General features: G+C 47.5%; 16 protein-coding genes. All 16 read right to left on the bottom strand.

Annotation, left to right across the window (positions count from 1 at the left end; all coding sequences use genetic code 11):
* Positions 1 to 30: 30 nt before the first annotated feature.
* Positions 31 to 1,293 (bottom strand): RIP metalloprotease RseP, encoded by a 1,263-nt coding sequence (gene rseP, locus BM613_RS04635; protein WP_109430007.1) that lies wholly within the window; start codon positions 1,291 to 1,293, stop codon positions 31 to 33.
* Between the two features lie 2 nt (positions 1,294 to 1,295).
* Entirely contained in the window at positions 1,296 to 2,459 is a 1,164-nt protein-coding gene (locus BM613_RS04630) for a 1-deoxy-D-xylulose-5-phosphate reductoisomerase (RefSeq protein WP_109430006.1), read from the bottom strand.
* 14 nt (positions 2,460 to 2,473) lie between these two features.
* Positions 2,474 to 3,268, bottom strand: coding sequence for a phosphatidate cytidylyltransferase (locus BM613_RS04625; protein WP_109430005.1), 795 nt, complete (start codon positions 3,266 to 3,268; stop codon positions 2,474 to 2,476).
* A 9-nt stretch (positions 3,269 to 3,277) separates the two neighbouring features.
* Positions 3,278 to 4,054, bottom strand: coding sequence for an undecaprenyl pyrophosphate synthase (locus BM613_RS04620; protein ID WP_109430004.1), 777 nt, complete (start codon positions 4,052 to 4,054; stop codon positions 3,278 to 3,280).
* 31 nt (positions 4,055 to 4,085) lie between these two features.
* A complete protein-coding gene (gene frr, locus BM613_RS04615) occupies positions 4,086 to 4,607 on the bottom strand; it encodes a ribosome recycling factor (protein WP_219930634.1) in 522 nt (173 codons plus the stop codon).
* Between the two features lie 32 nt (positions 4,608 to 4,639).
* A complete protein-coding gene (gene pyrH / locus BM613_RS04610) occupies positions 4,640 to 5,371 on the bottom strand; it encodes a UMP kinase (RefSeq protein ID WP_109430002.1) in 732 nt (243 codons plus the stop codon).
* 76 nt (positions 5,372 to 5,447) lie between these two features.
* Positions 5,448 to 6,098 (bottom strand): translation elongation factor Ts, encoded by a 651-nt coding sequence (gene tsf, locus BM613_RS04605; RefSeq protein WP_109430001.1) that lies wholly within the window; start codon positions 6,096 to 6,098, stop codon positions 5,448 to 5,450.
* A 68-nt stretch (positions 6,099 to 6,166) separates the two neighbouring features.
* Positions 6,167 to 6,868: a 30S ribosomal protein S2 gene (gene rpsB / locus BM613_RS04600; protein WP_109430000.1), complete on the bottom strand. Its 702-nt coding sequence runs from the start codon at positions 6,866 to 6,868 to the stop codon at positions 6,167 to 6,169.
* A 162-nt stretch (positions 6,869 to 7,030) separates the two neighbouring features.
* Positions 7,031 to 7,492: a hypothetical protein gene (locus BM613_RS04595; RefSeq protein WP_109429999.1), complete on the bottom strand. Its 462-nt coding sequence runs from the start codon at positions 7,490 to 7,492 to the stop codon at positions 7,031 to 7,033.
* Positions 7,489 to 7,962 carry a hypothetical protein gene (locus BM613_RS04590; protein WP_109429998.1) on the bottom strand — a complete coding sequence of 158 codons (474 nt, stop codon included), beginning with the start codon at positions 7,960 to 7,962 and terminating at the stop codon, positions 7,489 to 7,491. The genes BM613_RS04595 and BM613_RS04590 overlap by 4 nt, the downstream gene beginning before the upstream one ends.
* Positions 7,963 to 8,027: 65 nt before the next feature.
* Positions 8,028 to 9,434 carry a flagellar assembly protein A gene (locus BM613_RS04585; RefSeq protein WP_109429997.1) on the bottom strand — a complete coding sequence of 469 codons (1,407 nt, stop codon included), beginning with the start codon at positions 9,432 to 9,434 and terminating at the stop codon, positions 8,028 to 8,030.
* Positions 9,435 to 9,452: 18 nt separating this feature from the next.
* Positions 9,453 to 9,926: a chemotaxis protein CheD gene (locus BM613_RS04580; protein WP_109429996.1), complete on the bottom strand. Its 474-nt coding sequence runs from the start codon at positions 9,924 to 9,926 to the stop codon at positions 9,453 to 9,455.
* Positions 9,923 to 10,543 (bottom strand): chemotaxis protein CheC, encoded by a 621-nt coding sequence (locus tag BM613_RS04575; protein WP_109429995.1) that lies wholly within the window; start codon positions 10,541 to 10,543, stop codon positions 9,923 to 9,925. The genes BM613_RS04580 and BM613_RS04575 overlap by 4 nt, the downstream gene beginning before the upstream one ends.
* Positions 10,544 to 10,622: 79 nt before the next feature.
* On the bottom strand, positions 10,623 to 11,513 hold the full coding sequence (locus tag BM613_RS04570; protein WP_181362888.1) for a MinD/ParA family protein: 891 nt from the start codon (positions 11,511 to 11,513) through the stop codon (positions 10,623 to 10,625).
* Entirely contained in the window at positions 11,497 to 12,702 is a 1,206-nt protein-coding gene (gene flhF, locus BM613_RS04565; RefSeq protein WP_109429993.1) for a flagellar biosynthesis GTPase FlhF, read from the bottom strand. Before flhF ends, BM613_RS04570 begins: the two co-directional genes overlap by 17 nt.
* The gene (flhA, locus tag BM613_RS04560; protein ID WP_109429992.1) at positions 12,703 to 14,739 is read right to left on the bottom strand and encodes a flagellar biosynthesis protein FlhA; all 2,037 of its coding nucleotides are present in this window, start codon (positions 14,737 to 14,739) and stop codon (positions 12,703 to 12,705) included.
* Positions 14,740 to 14,792: the final 53 nt, after the last annotated feature.

The raw sequence follows: 14,792 nt of genomic DNA, 5'->3' as shown, positions 1-14,792 counted from the left end.
CGTCCTCTACCCAATTTACAATATTATCCACTAGAACAACTGTGCCACATCTAAATACGTGCGCACCACTGTTAATGCAATAATTAAGACAAAGCCGATCGCATGTACAATATATTCTTTGCGTGGATCAATCGGCCTGCCACGCACAAACTCAACAAGTAAGAACAGCAAGCGACTTCCATCGAGCGGTGGAATCGGAAGTAAATTGAGAATCGCTAAATTCAAACTCAACAGCGCAGTCAAATTCATTAAGTTTAAAATCCCGAGTTGCGCTTGTTGTCCAATAATCGCCACAATCTTTACTGGTCCTGCTGAATCTTTTACAAATGCATTACGATGCGTAAACAGCGTCCCAAAACTGTTGTAAATCAATTGCGTATATACAGCCGTTTGCTGTGCCCCACCAATAATCGCTGGACCCACACCGTGCGTGACTGCAGGTGAGATTCCAATAAAGCCAATTCCGCTCTTGCGTTCACGAGGCACGACATAAAGAGTCTGCTCTTTTGCTCCTCGCAAAACCGTGAAGGCAAGGCGATCTTTCGCATGCTGTTCAATCTCCAAAACCAACTGCGGCCAACTCGTCACTGATTGACCATTGACTCTCTCAATGATGTCACCAGAAACCATCCCCGCTTTTGCCGCTGGCGAATTAGGCATTACAGAAGCAACTTGTGGCGGTGATGTCACAATACCAATTGACCCCAAAACCACTGCAAATAGAACCATCGCTAACAACACATTCATCAGAGGTCCTGCCAGGATAATGAGCATGCGGGCAAGCAAAGGTTTTTGCGCCATTTGTCGATCGGGCGGAGCAAGTGCAATGCGATCCTTTCCAGTGATCAAAAACGCACGTCGCGCGATTGGAAATTCACGATAACCATCCGCCACTTCAAGCGCGAGCTTATATGCCTTCATCGTGTCGATAAAAGCCAGCGTTCCAGTCATTCCATCCTCAATATCCGCTGGATCACCTATCTCGACAGCTTCTCCTGAGTCATTGAGTTTGATCGCAAGCGTTTCGCCAAGTTTAAAAAACTGATCTTGCGGCATATCGCCAGCCAATTGAACATATCCACCAAGTGGCAATAAGCGAATGGAGTACTCCGTTTCACCCTTACCAAAACGAAAGATAGGCGGCCCAAATCCGATCGCAAACTTCGGAACAAGCACGCCTGCTTTCTTTGCAACGATAAAATGACCAAACTCATGAATCGTCACGAGAACTAAAAACACGATGACGACCCCGAGAACGGACTTTAATCCGCCCGCCAAGACGCCTGCGATCACTCTTAAAGCCCCCTTTTCGCGATCAAACTTTGCGCGGTTTCACGCGCCCAGCGGTCTGCCGCAAAAATCTCATCGAGCCCCATTCCCACTTCTGCTTGATGTGCCTCGACAACGCGTCGCACGATCTCAACGATTTCAAGAAAATGAATGTGTCCTGCCAAAAATGCATACACAGCCGTTTCATTTGCTGCATTCATTACCGCCGGATAAGTCTTTTGTGCGATGCCACATTCATAAGCAAGTGAAATAGCCGGAAATTTCTCGATATCGGGGAGTTCAAAGGTCAATTGCGATACCTCCGACCAGTTCAGACGCTTCCAATTTGCTGCAAGTCGCCCTTGATCACCAAGCAATGCATACTGAATCGGGATGCGCATATCAGGTGAACCTAATTGAGCAAGCACAGCTCCATCACGAAATTGCACCATTGAGTGAATGATGCTTTGCGGATGTATCAAAATTTCAATATCAGAGTATGGCACATCAAACAGAAAATGCGCCTCAATGACTTCTAACCCTTTATTCATTAACGTGGCTGAATCAATAGAGATTTTTGCACCCATCGTCCAAGTCGGATGTGCTAGTGCATCTTGTACCGTCACACGCAGTAAATCTGCTTTACTCGCCGTTCGAAACGGTCCACCTGAAGCAGTCAAAAGCAACTTCTCCACATCAGTAGGACTATGTGCATCTTGCAAGCACTGAGTAATCGCTGAATGCTCAGAATCAACGGGAAGAATTTTCACCTTTGCAACTCGCGCGGCATCCAAAACGAGGTCTCCAGCGGCCACTAATGTCTCTTTATTTGCAAGCGCTACATCAATGCCAGCTTGAAGTGCCGCAAGTGTCGAACGAATCCCCGCTGCGCCGACAAGCGCGTTTAGCAACATGGATGATTCCGTCAAGGAAGCCGCATCCTGTAATGCCTCTTCGCCAAAACCCACTTCCACAAACGGACACTGCGCGCGCACGACACGCGCTTGCTCTACCGTATGAACAGCAACAAAGCGCGGTCGAAACTCCTGAACGAGAGGAATCAGCTGCTCGATTCGAGTATGTGCTGACATGGCGACAACCTGCAACTCCTCCGGATGTGCGCGCGCAACATCAAGCGCTTGCTGACCTATAGAACCAGTAGCTCCAAGAATCGTCACCTTGCGCGTCATCGCCTCACCTCTCTTCAAACATGTGGAAACAACCAGATAATCAAATGATACGCGATGGGCGCAGCCAAGAGCAAGCTGTCAAAGCGATCCAAGATCCCCCCATGCCCAGGCAAAATCCACCCAGAGTCTTTCACAGCATAATGGCGCTTTAAAGCGGATTCAACTAAATCGCCCAATTGCCCCGCGATCGAAGTCGCCGCACCAAGTAATGCAAGCAGTCCAAGCATTGCCATCCTATGTATATCGTACCCCAATAAGAACCCCCCAGCAATCGGGGTCATGACTGTAGCAAATAAAAACCCGCCAAATGCACCAGATACCGTTTTTTTCGGACTTACTTCCGGCAAGAGTTTGCGTCCACCAAATGCACGACCGATAAAAAAAGCTCCGGTATCTGTTGACCAAATCGCAATAAATACAAGTAAAACCCAACCAAACCCATGGTTCAATGCACGCAGATCAAGCATCATGCGAAAAGCATAGCTCGAATAGAGAGCCGCTGCAAACAGCATACTCGCACCAGCAAAAGAAAATTGCTCCCGACGCAAAATTGTGGTAATCAACAATGCGTAAAATAGCACGTACCAAAATTGTTCAAACGGTCCCCATATGACCATGAGCACCGTAAATGCGACAGCGATCAAATTCTCTGCGCTTGTCACGCGAACCTTCATCATTGCGCCGATCTCAAGCGTACTCACCGCAGCGATCGCCGCAAACAATATGGCAAGCCACACTCCACCAAGGAGTGTAGCAGATACCACTAAAGCGACACCTAACGCCGCGGTCACCACGCGTTGGCGCAGCATCCTGTCACCTCATTTCAATCCACCAAACCGCCGTTCCCGAGCAACAAACGCTTGGATTGCCGAATAAAAGTGCTGGCGCGTAAATTCCGGCCACATTACATCGACAAATACAAACTCCGCATACGCAATTTGCCACAACAGGAAGTTGCTTATACGCTGATCACCCGCTGTTCGAATCAGCAGATCCGGATCAGGCAGACCCGCAGTCGCCAAAGCATCAGAAACCATTTGCTCATCAATATCTGAAACCGAAATTTCAAGCTCTTCAATGCGAGTGGCAATCTGTTGAACGGCTCTGACGATTTCCCATCTACTACCATAATTCAAAGCGAATTGAACAGTCAACCCTGAATTCGCTTTAGTTTGTTCTAACGCGCGAGCAATGGTTTGTTGTGTTGCTAAAGGCAATTGAGATGGATCACCAAGAATTCGAATGTGGACATTGCGCTCCACCAATTCCTGAATGTCTAACTTGAAAAACTCATCAACCAACTGCCATAAATAATCGATCTCCTGACGCGGTCTCTTCCAATTTTCGGTAGAAAAAGAGTACAGCGTGAGCACTTTAATACCCCAGTCATCCGCAGCGCGTATCACCTCGCGCATAGCGAGCATTCCAGCGTGGTGCCCAGCCGCGCGCGGCAATGCCCGCCTGCGCGCCCAACGTCCATTACCGTCCATAATCACAGCCACATGCACTGGAATTTCTTCAGGACGGCACGGCATATCAGACTCTAGCTTCGATGCCTTTTGCCTGCGGAACACGCCCTTCCACACTGGAAACATGCCGTTTTCCCCCAGAACCCCCAGCAGTCGATTAGACTTCTAGCAACTCTTTTTCCTTCTGTTGCAACAACCGATCGACTTCGGCAACTGATTTATCGGTCACCTCTTGAATCTGTTCTTGCAACCGACGACTTTCATCTTCCGACAAAGCCGACTGCTTTTCTGCTTTTTTCACTTCTTCATTGATATCCCGGCGTACATTGCGCACTGCAACGCGAGACTCTTCTGCCATTTTTTTGATAACTTTCGTCAGTTCAAGTCGCCGTTCTTCCGTTAGTTGCGGAATTGCAAGCCGAATCACGACCCCATCATTTGATGGCGTTAAACCAAGATCTGACTTTTGAATCGCGCGCTCAATTTCTCCAATCGTGTTTTTATCCCACGGTTGAATCACAATCAATCGCGGTTCAGGAACTGTAATAGTAGCCATTTGATGAATCGGCATTGGCGAACCATAATAATCCACTGTGATCTTATCTAGAAGTGAAGGTGTCGCACGCCCGGCGCGAACAGAGGAAAAATCCCGACGCAAGGCTGCCAAACATTTGTCCATGCGCTCTTTTGCGGACTTTATATATTCTTCGTTCACTCGATATCCCTCCGAACGATCGTGCCAATCGGTTCACCTAGTACTGCACGGCGAATATTTCCAGGCTTCGTGATAGAAAATACCAAAATAGGAATGTCATTATCCATGCAAAGCGAAGTTGCTGTGGCATCCATCACACCTAGCCCCTGGCTTAATACGGTCATGAAATTTAACGAATCATATTTTGTCGCCGTAGGCACTTTTTGCGGGTCAGCATTATAAACACCATCCACGCCGTTTTTCGCCATCAGAATGACATCTGCCTCAATCTCTGCTGCGCGCAATGCCGCTGCAGTATCTGTTGTAAAGAAGGGATTTCCTGTTCCGCCCGCAAAAATCACAACTCGACCCTTCTCCAAATGGCGCATTGCTCTCCGTCGAATATAAGGCTCTGCAACTTGTCGCATTTCAATTGAAGTCTGTACGCGCGTCACGACGTCCAATCGTTCTAAAGCATCTTGCAGCGCGAGAGCATTCAAAACCGTCGCAATCATTCCCATATAATCTGCGTGCGCGCGCTCCATTCCACCCTCGCCACTTGCCGAGGCCCCACGCCAAATGTTGCCACCACCAACAACTACAGCAACCTGTACACCAAGTTGCGTAATCTCACGAATTTGGTCAGCTACAGAATGCAGCACCTCAGGCGAAATGCCAAATCCCCCGGCACCCGCAAGCGCTTCGCCGCTTAACTTCAGAACGACTCGCCGATACTTCTTTTGACTCATACAGACCTCCCTAACTCTAACCCTTTACCCGCCAATGAGACGATGCGAAAAGGGAACACTTTCGTGCCCCCTAAAATCACTTTTTCACCTGTGCCATGACTTCTGCCACAAAGTCGTCCGCTTTACGCTCCAACCCTTCCCCCATCTCATAGCGAGCAAAACGGCGGATCGAAATGTTTTCCCCAATCTTTCCGATCTTTGAGGCAACCAATGTGCCTACGGTCATAGATGGATCTTTTACGAATGGCTGATCAAGCAAGCATTGCTCACGCAAAAACTTATCTACTTTTCCAGCGACAATTTTATCAACAATATGTTCAGGTTTGCCTTCATTTAAGGTTTGCTGACGGAAAATTTCCGTCTCCCGCGCAACCACATCTTCTGGAATATCTTCACGGCGCAAATATTCCGGGCGCGAAGCTGCAATGTGCATTGCAATATCTCGGCACAACGCACGAAACTCTTCTGTCTTAGCCACAAAATCGGTCTCGCAGTTTACTTCAACTAAAACCCCAATGCGGCCCCCCGCATGAATATACGCTTCGACGACACCTTCCGCTGCTATACGACCTGCTTTTTTCGCAGCAGAAGCCAATCCTTGCTCACGCAAAAACTCAATTGCCTTTTCCATATCTCCATCTGTTTGTGCGAGCGCTTTTTTACAATCCAGCATGCCCGCTCCTGTTTTCTCACGCAATTGTTTCACTTGTTCTGCCGTTACTGCCACTGTGTACACCCCTTGAATACTTGCTAAAATTCGTTTAAAGCCACTTAGCTGTTTTACCAGCCACAAACTTACGAAGCAGACTCTTCGCCGCCTTGTTTACCTTCAAGAACAGCATCCGCCATTTTACCCGCAAGTAATTTTACTGCCCGAATTGCATCATCGTTCCCCGGAATCACATAGTCAATTTCATCTGGATCACAGTTTGTATCTACAATGCCAACGATCGGAATGCCTAATTTACGCGCTTCAGCAACTGCAATGCGCTCCTTGCGAGGATCGATGATAAAAAGCGCCCCCGGCATTTTCTTCATATCTTTAATTCCGCCCAAAAATTTCTCCAAACGATCTTTCTCTTTACGCAGCAAAATCACTTCTTTTTTCGGCAACACATCAAACGTTCCATCCATCTCCATCGCTTCAAGTGCACGCAAACGTTCGATCCGCTTTTGAATCGTACTAAAGTTTGTCAACGTACCGCCGAGCCAACGCTGATTAACATAATAACCGCCACAGCGCAACGCCTCATCATGCACAGACTCTTGCGCCTGTTTCTTTGTGCCGACAAAAAGAATATCTTTGCCTTCAGCAGCTACACTGCGGACAAAATTATAAGCTTCTTCTACTTTTTTCACTGTTTTTTGCAAATCAATAATGTAAATCCCGTTCCGCTCTGTGAAGATATAGCGATCCATCTTTGGATTCCAACGACGCGTTTGGTGTCCAAAATGCACACCCGCTTCAAGTAATTGCTTCATCGAAATGACTGCCATCTGAATTCTCCCTTCAAGTTGTCCCTCCGCTTACTTCATCGATCGGATCCCCTGTTCTACAGACTTAATCCATCTCAATAAGCGTGTGAATTTTCACCTGCAAGAGTATACCATTAAAGCAGGCCATACAGCAAGTATTGATTGAAGAACACAACACTCTGCTTACGAACTCGTCAGTGCGACAAGGATTTGTGCAATCGCTTCATTTTTATACAGTACGTAGTGACCAGCATGTATATAAGGTTCATGTTCCGCTAATTGGATGAACAGTTTCGGCGTTGTAAGGACACCTTTGTTTTGTAGCAAAGTAGCAATCTGATCGATTGTCATTCCGGAAAGTATATTGACATCGACGGCAACGCCATGCGTTACACTTTTGTTCACTGCCGTCTGAACTTTATGCTGCGCCTGCATCTCTAAAACTTGCAGCTTATTTTGCGTGGTCTGTAAGTCTCTTTGCAATTGGGTCGCATGTGCCGAAACTTGTTGAAGGCGTACCTGCAACTGCTGTACGAGTCCTGAATCGACAGCCTCAGGCGCTGGACGTGGAGAGATCTGTATAAATCCTGCGGCCAACAGCAATCCTACCCCTATTCCTGTGGCAAAAAGAGCACGTGTGTTCATGAATGCATCCGCCTACTTTGCAATAAACCTTTAACAAGATCAACTTCCCCATAACCAACATTTAACTCCATCATGATCGCGTGTGCATCATCTCCTCGCAGCAAACGCTCTGCCACTTCTTTGTACTTTGGCTGTAAAAACTCGGGCAGTTCATCCTTAGGAGGATTTGAAACAATGGCTGTTTCGTCTGTTTTTGGCTCAATCATTTCTGCAACCTGGGTTTGCAATTTTGTGAGTTCATTTTTTAACGTATAAATTTCGCGTTCTTTTTGTACTTCATATCCGTCAAGTTTATGGCGAAGTGCTGCGATCATTTCAACCATTCGATCGTTTTCCGCTTCCATTTGTGAGGCGAATTCTTCCACAGCTGCTACAACTGCCATTTGCGTGTCTGGCCCTGTTTTCCTGTGTGCCAGCCAAGCATATAAAAATGCGCCTAGCGCCAATAAAATCAGAACGATCACAGTCATTGCCACACCTTCTTCCTACCCCTTTTGTTCCTGCTCTCGCTTGCTAGCATATAACCTATAAAAGATTAGACATAGCGTTGCCAACCTTCAGCTGTGCACTCAAGTTTACATCCACTCATAAAATCGTTATTATGCCATTCCATGTGATCATGCAGCAGTTGGACACCGGGATACATCATTGCAGTCACTTCGATCGTCACCCGTGTCTTTTGAGCAAGCATCGCCTCTAATCTTTGCACTTCTTCTTGTAACGTGGTTCGCTCCTCGTAGGCCGCGGAACGTGTAGCAAGTAAGCGGTCTCTAATCTGACGTTGTTCCAACGGCAATTGACCTGCGCGCTCTTCGATCAGATGAAGTTTTGTTAATGCTTCCTCCGCTTTACCTAGAGTCTCTTCGAGCTTTGCCAACTGCGTGCGATGAATTGTCAATTGTTTTTTCTCTTCGCTAAGCAGAACAAACTCAATGCGAGTTGCTGTTCCTAAATGTGAGCCAATGATGCGTGCAAAGACGGAGTGATCAACACGTGTAACACCTCCGACAAGTAACCCGCGTTTCCCCGTTACACGCAGAGTTTCGGCACGCAAGAAACTGTGCATCACACTGTCTGAAACAACCATTGGGCCTTCGGCCTCGATCACAGCATTTTGTACAAACAGCGCCTTAATCGCTCCTTTCGCATTGATTCGCGTCTTGGCAGATCCCTGTACACCGCCTCGAATAATAATGTCGCCTCCAGCTAAAAGATTTGCACGCTCAACAATGCCAAAAACCTCGATATTTCCCGTCGCCTTTACAGTAAATCCTTCTCTCACACTGCCATGAACAACGACACTCCCCACGAAATCAATATTTCCAGTAGAAAAGTCAACATCTTCTCTTACGTGGTGTACTGGCACAACCGCGACGCGTTGATCTCGACCATAGACAATTTGCCCATCGATCGCACTGACAAGGCTTGCTCCGTCTGGGGCAATTACAGTTCCTTGGCCAGCAGGCAAAGTTTTTGTTTTGGGAGGATTGCTTGGTACTTCATTCCCATATACATCAATGCCTTTTTCACCCCATTTTCCCGGAATCTTACGCACCAATACTTGCCCTTGATGGGCATTTTGCAAAATGCCCAGTTCTCGATAATCCACGCGGTCATTTTCTAGCAGTTGCGGCGTTGGAAGTGGGTTCGTATCAAAACAGAATTCGAGCCTCTCATCTTGTGAAGGTTCAGGCGGCTTCCCTTTTGCGATCGGAACATCTGACATCGCCTGTAACCATCCATCTAAAATTGCACTCAGTTCCTGATCCGCAAAAACGCCATATTGAAAGCCTTGGTGCTCGATTAGCGCTTTGAATTCTTCCAGCGTAAAGCTCTTTTCTTGTGCAAGCGGCGGTTCGCGAAAACTCACAACAGCCGTAAGCCCTTTGTCCCGAACAGCAAAACTGACCCATTCAGCAAGCTTTGGCGATTCATTCGCCATGACAGTTCCCCCTAAGGATCAAATATAATGCTCCCCATGTTGCACCGTCCGAACCCACAGTTGTCCAGTGTCGCATTGAATTTGTATTGTTCTTCCAAAATTCCCGCCAACATCGGCAGCAATCACAGGAATGCGCAGTGTGTCAAGTTGCGCGTAAATTGCCTCCACATTGCGTGGCCCAATTCGCACGAGATCCATCCCTTTGGAAAAAGCAAACATCTGCGCACCACCTGCTAACTTTGCGCGTAATCGAGTTCGATCTGCCCCCTCTTGCACAACCATCGAAAGCAAAAGGGGAATCGCTGTATCAGCGTATTTAAAAACATCTTCTGTCCCACTAGGTGCACTTGGCAACATCACATGAGCTAACCCCGCAACTTGCGCGGCCGCATCAAACAGCGTGACGCCGACGCAAGAACCAAGACCAAGTGTACGCAGCGCATCGCTGCCGCGCGCTACTTTTGCATCCGCCATTCCTACGTGGTGAATCATACGATGCCCCCAATCCCAAGCGCTCGCAGCAATACATCTTGTGCACTTGGAGTGGGGAATAAGAAAAAGTGAGCATCTTCTTGCTCGTCACGATGATGAACGGCCGTATGAATGACTAATGCATAGCGTCCCTCTGTGCGCTCATCTTGAAAAGCAATCGAGAGAATTGCCTGTGCCATATCCACAGCAACTAGGGGAACTGAAGGTAACATGCGAAGGTGTGTAAAATCCATCAAAGCAGATAAATAGTTAGCTGCCAAGATATTCCCCACCTCACCAAGCGCAGACCAGCCAATCTCACTAATTCCATCACCTTGTCCTTCTCCATCCCATATGCTAGAGATTAATTGTTTTGCACTTGCCATAGATTGCACAAAAAACATCGTTCCTTCTACGTCACCCATGACTTGAAGAAAAACACAAGCGACTAACGATTCTGGTCCCCCTAGAACAGAGCTAATTTCATCTTGCGGAATCAGTTCAACTTGTGGAACGCGCATCGCAATTGGTGTATGTAAGAGTTCGGACAACGCCGTAGCTGCATGGCCCGCACCAATATTCCCTAACTCACGCAAAATATCTGCCGCTTGCGTTTCTAATTGATAAGTCCCTGCCATCAAAAGCCCCCCTTTACAAGAAACGATTTTCTACATGTTTCTGCATAGCCAATACAAACTCCTTTCAAATGTAAAAAGTTTAACCTCCACGCTTGAGAAACCGGCGTATAAAAGCTTGTACACCACGCTCGTGCGACACTGGAGCACTCTTTGAAGACAGTGAACCTTTTGTCACATTCTTCGCTACTTGTGCTACACAGCGTGCAGCCATAGATCTAGGCTCGAGTAAGATAAATGGAATCTGTTTGGAAACTGCTCGGCGTACTGCTGCATCTTCTAAGACATACCCTAATACTTGTAAATCCACATGCAAAAATTGCTGTACAACGCGGTGCAACTTGCGCGAAGCATCCATACCCTCTGTTACACTATGGGCACGATTAATCAGTAATGAGACAGGTGGGAGTGGAATCACCTTGGCAACCATCTTTACTAGCGCGTACGCATCTGCCAGCGCTGTCGGTTCAGGTGTGGTAACAATCATTAGCTCATCGCATAGTCCCATTAATTCAGCCGTAAAGCTCCCAAACCCTGCTCCAAAATCAATGTATATCTGATCAAATTGCGTCTCAATTGCCAGCAATTCTTGCGTGAGACGAGCGCCATAAGTCGACCGCAAGTTACTGTCAATGACGTATTCTGATCCCCCCGAAATAAATGCTAACTCATATGGGCCGCGCGTCAAGGCTTGTTGCAAAGGAATCCGCCCTTCAAGTACGTCAAGAAAACTGTGCAAAGGGCGCATTCCAAGTAAGATATCGAGATTCGCAAAGCCAAAATCACCATCAAGCAACGCAATCCGCATCCCTGCCTGAGCAAGTGTCAGGCCGAGATTGAGGGTGATATTTGACTTTCCGACACCGCCTTTACCACTTGCAACGGCAACAAGGCGCATCTGACTATGCGCTTTACTCAATGCTCCCTTGCTCTCACGCAAAAGCTCGCGCAAAGGCTCAGCTTGATCGGGCAAGCGACTCACCTCCGCAAAAATAAGCTTGAAGTGTAGATTCATCCGCCACGATGAGATCGTGAGGCACCTGTTGTCCTATTGAAAAATAAGAAAGTGGGCGATGCAATTCATTGACCATGGTTAAAATGAGCGAAGGAAGAATCGTTTCGTCGAGTTTGGTGAAAAGCAGCGCATCATACCCAACTTCCTTGAGTCGCAGGGCAACTTGCCGCGCTTCAGCTTCTCTAGCGGCCGCACTCAATACGAGATAGGTTAAATCAAGAGGAATTTGACTCAGTAACTTTCCTAGGTTTTCTGCCTGCGCTGTATCAAGAAACCCCCGCCCCGTCGTATCGATGAGGACTAAATCTAAATCCGACCACGTATCCACTTGCTCTTGCAATTCTTGCCCTGTCCGCGCAACTGCAAAAGGGATATTTAGAATTTCAGCATACGTTCGCAACTGTTCCACTGCGGCAACACGAAATGTATCGAGCGTCAGAAGCCCTACCTGGCGATTGTCACGCAGTCTCGAGACTGCAGCGAGTTTCGCCACGGTTGTGGTTTTCCCAACTCCAGTCGGCCCAATGAAAGCGACCAAGCGATCCTTAGGATCAAGTGCGCGAATACTGCCTGCTTCCTCGATTACTTCTGAAACCAATCTGCGTAAAGCTGCCGTAGTTGCAGTCGCAGGATTTGTTCCTACAGATTCTGCATGCAAACGCAAAAAGCGCTGGAGCAGGGTCTGCGATAAACTAGTTCCTGTTAATTGTTGCATAGTCATTGCTAGTTCGCGCGATCGCACACCATCGATCTCACCTATCAGCAGAGTGCCGAGCAGTGCTCGAATATCTTGTAATTCCGCTTGTACAGATGCTGCTTGAAGAAGTGTCGCAGGTTCTTGCAATTGCTGTTCCTGTGATTGTAAACGCTTTGCTTCAATATGAGGTGCTGGGGTTTCGCTTACAGACACAACGGGAGATGAGGATGCAAGAGGGGGAGAAACCACTTTTTCCATTTGCCCGGAATTCTTACTCCCTGCCTCATCAATCCCCGCCACGATTTCCACTACCCGTTGTCCAAACAAACCTGCGAGGCCACGAGCCTTGATTTTTTTTTGCGATAAAATCACAGCGTCACGACCAAGTTCCGAACGGATTTGTTGGAGGGCTTCATTTACTGTTTTAGCCACATAGCGTTTGATAAACATCTATAGATTCACCACCCCTCCATTTTCAACTGGAGTATCTGGATCTAATTCGGCATATGACAAAACGGATAGATCAGGAAGCGATCGTTGCAAAAGCCGTCGCAAATGTGCGCGTATTTGTGGCGACACGAGCAATATTGCAGTTTTCCCAAGTGCAGCCAAGCGTCCCGTATGGTCGCTCACGGCCTTTAATAACTGTTGCGTCAATCGCGGATCAAGTGCCAAATGCGTACCGTGTTCCGTGTGGTGCAGATGTTCTTCAAGGCGCCGTTCAGTAGGTTGACTTAGCGTAATCGCAGTGATGGCCGAAAAAGCACCTGCGCGCACTTGCGCTGTAATCTGGCGACTTAATCTTTGTCGAACAAACTCTGTGAGCACATCCGGGTCTTTTGTGTAACGCGCTTGATCAGCTAACACTTCCAAAATCGTCGGCAAGTCGCGAATGGAAACTTGTTCATCGAGCAGATTACCAAGTACTTTTTGCACATCTCCGACTGTCAATAGTTGTGGAACCAATTCTTCAACTAAGACGGGCTGACGCTCCTTTACAGTGTCAAGCAGCGTCTTTACCTCTTGACGCCCGAGCAATTCGCGCGCATTTCGTTTGATAATTTCCGTAAGATGCGTAGCAATCACAGAAGGCGCATCGACTACCGTATACCCAGCAATCAGTGCTTTCTCCCGCATCGATTCACTGATCCATTCAGCCGGCAGCGAAAACGCCGGTTCTTTTGTTGGAATCCCAACAACTGCAGGATCAGTCACCCCCCCACTCATAGCAAGATAGTGACCGATCATGAGTTCATAACGTGCCACTTCTGTCCCACGAATGCGTACTACATATTCACTCGGTCGCAATTGAATATCGTCACGAAAGCGGATCATCGGCACCACAATACCCAAGTCAAGCGCAATTTGACGGCGAATTAAAGCAACCCGCTCCAGCAAGTCGCCTCCTTGCTTTGAATCTGCTAAGGGAACAATTGCATAGCCAAACTCAAATTCAATCGGTTCTACTTGAATCAATTGATACATGCTCTCTGGGCTCTTCACCGTCTTTGCACGCTCAATCTCAGCTTTTTGTTTCGTTTCTTTGAGTTGTGCAGCGCGAACGCGTGTCATTCGATAGGCTGAATAAGCGAGAACGGCAGCGATCGGACCTGTGATCAAAATTCCAATGGGAGAAAATGCTCCTAACATAAAAAGCACTACTGCCACAATGTAGAGGGTTTTGGGAGATGAAAACACTTGAACCATGATATCGCCGCCAAAATCATCACTACTTGATGAGCGCGTGACGATCAAACCCGTTGCAGTGGACAATAACAGCGCTGGAATCTGACTGACTAACCCATCGCCAACAGAAAGCACAGTATAAGTCGAGATCGCTGTCTGAAAAGGGAGTCCTTGCTGCGCCATGCCAATAATAAATCCACCGACGATATTGACTGCAACAATAATCATGGAAGCAATCGCATCGCCTTTCACAAATTTGCTTGCCCCGTCCATGGCACCGTAAAAATCCGCTTCTTGTTCAATCGCTTTTCTACGTGCTCGCGCCTGCGCTTCTGTAATTAGCCCAGAGTTCATGTCTGCATCAATGCTGATTTGCTTACCAGGCATCGCATCGAGGGTAAAACGTGCAGCCACCTCCGCAACCCGCTCTGCGCCTTTTGTAATGACGATAAACTGGATAATAATCAAAATAACAAATACGATGACACCTACGACCGCATTGCTACTGATCACAAAACTGCCAAACGTTTCGATCACCTGACCCGCGTACCCTTGCGTAAGGATCAGCCGCGTTGAAGAGATATTCAAAGCAAGCCGAAACAAAGTCGTGATCAATAACAACGAGGGGAAAATAGAAAACTGCAGCGGCTCCTTCGTCGTCATCGCCACCATCAGAATCGTCAGTGAGATCGCTAAGTTTAAGATGAGCAAAAAGCTAAGTAGAACTGGCGATATCGGAATCACTAACATCGCAATAATACCAATGACAACGACAATGGGAAGCAACGTCAATTTTTTCACTCGCTGCGTCCCTCCCTTTCACAACAAAATGAGCTAAAAACTTGACTCACGCA

It is taken from the genome of Sulfoacidibacillus thermotolerans (genome assembly GCF_003144315.1).
Classification (GTDB): Bacteria; Bacillota; Bacilli; order Alicyclobacillales; family SLC66; genus Sulfoacidibacillus; species Sulfoacidibacillus thermotolerans.
The sequence above is the reverse complement of the archived record's forward strand: the minus strand, read 5'-3'. Positions and strand labels throughout refer to the sequence as shown.

Coding starts and splice junctions, on each gene's coding strand:
- flhF (WP_109429993.1), bottom strand. CDS start 12,702: ATGTTTATCAAACGCTATGTGGCTAAAACAGTAAATGAAGCCCTCCAA.
- BM613_RS04580 (WP_109429996.1), bottom strand. CDS start 9,926: ATGATTCACCACGTAGGAATGGCGGATGCAAAAGTAGCGCGCGGCAGC.
- BM613_RS04625 (WP_109430005.1), bottom strand. CDS start 3,268: ATGCTGCGCCAACGCGTGGTGACCGCGGCGTTAGGTGTCGCTTTAGTG.
- BM613_RS04620 (WP_109430004.1), bottom strand. CDS start 4,054: ATGTTTCCAGTGTGGAAGGGCGTGTTCCGCAGGCAAAAGGCATCGAAG.
- BM613_RS04590 (WP_109429998.1), bottom strand. CDS start 7,962: ATGACTGTGATCGTTCTGATTTTATTGGCGCTAGGCGCATTTTTATAT.
- BM613_RS04585 (WP_109429997.1), bottom strand. CDS start 9,434: ATGGCGAATGAATCGCCAAAGCTTGCTGAATGGGTCAGTTTTGCTGTT.
- frr (WP_219930634.1), bottom strand. CDS start 4,607: ATGGACAAATGTTTGGCAGCCTTGCGTCGGGATTTTTCCTCTGTTCGC.
- BM613_RS04575 (WP_109429995.1), bottom strand. CDS start 10,543: ATGGCAGGGACTTATCAATTAGAAACGCAAGCGGCAGATATTTTGCGT.
- rpsB (WP_109430000.1), bottom strand. CDS start 6,868: ATGGCAGTCATTTCGATGAAGCAATTACTTGAAGCGGGTGTGCATTTT.
- pyrH (WP_109430002.1), bottom strand. CDS start 5,371: ATGAGTCAAAAGAAGTATCGGCGAGTCGTTCTGAAGTTAAGCGGCGAA.
- BM613_RS04630 (WP_109430006.1), bottom strand. CDS start 2,459: ATGACGCGCAAGGTGACGATTCTTGGAGCTACTGGTTCTATAGGTCAG.
- BM613_RS04595 (WP_109429999.1), bottom strand. CDS start 7,492: ATGAACACACGTGCTCTTTTTGCCACAGGAATAGGGGTAGGATTGCTG.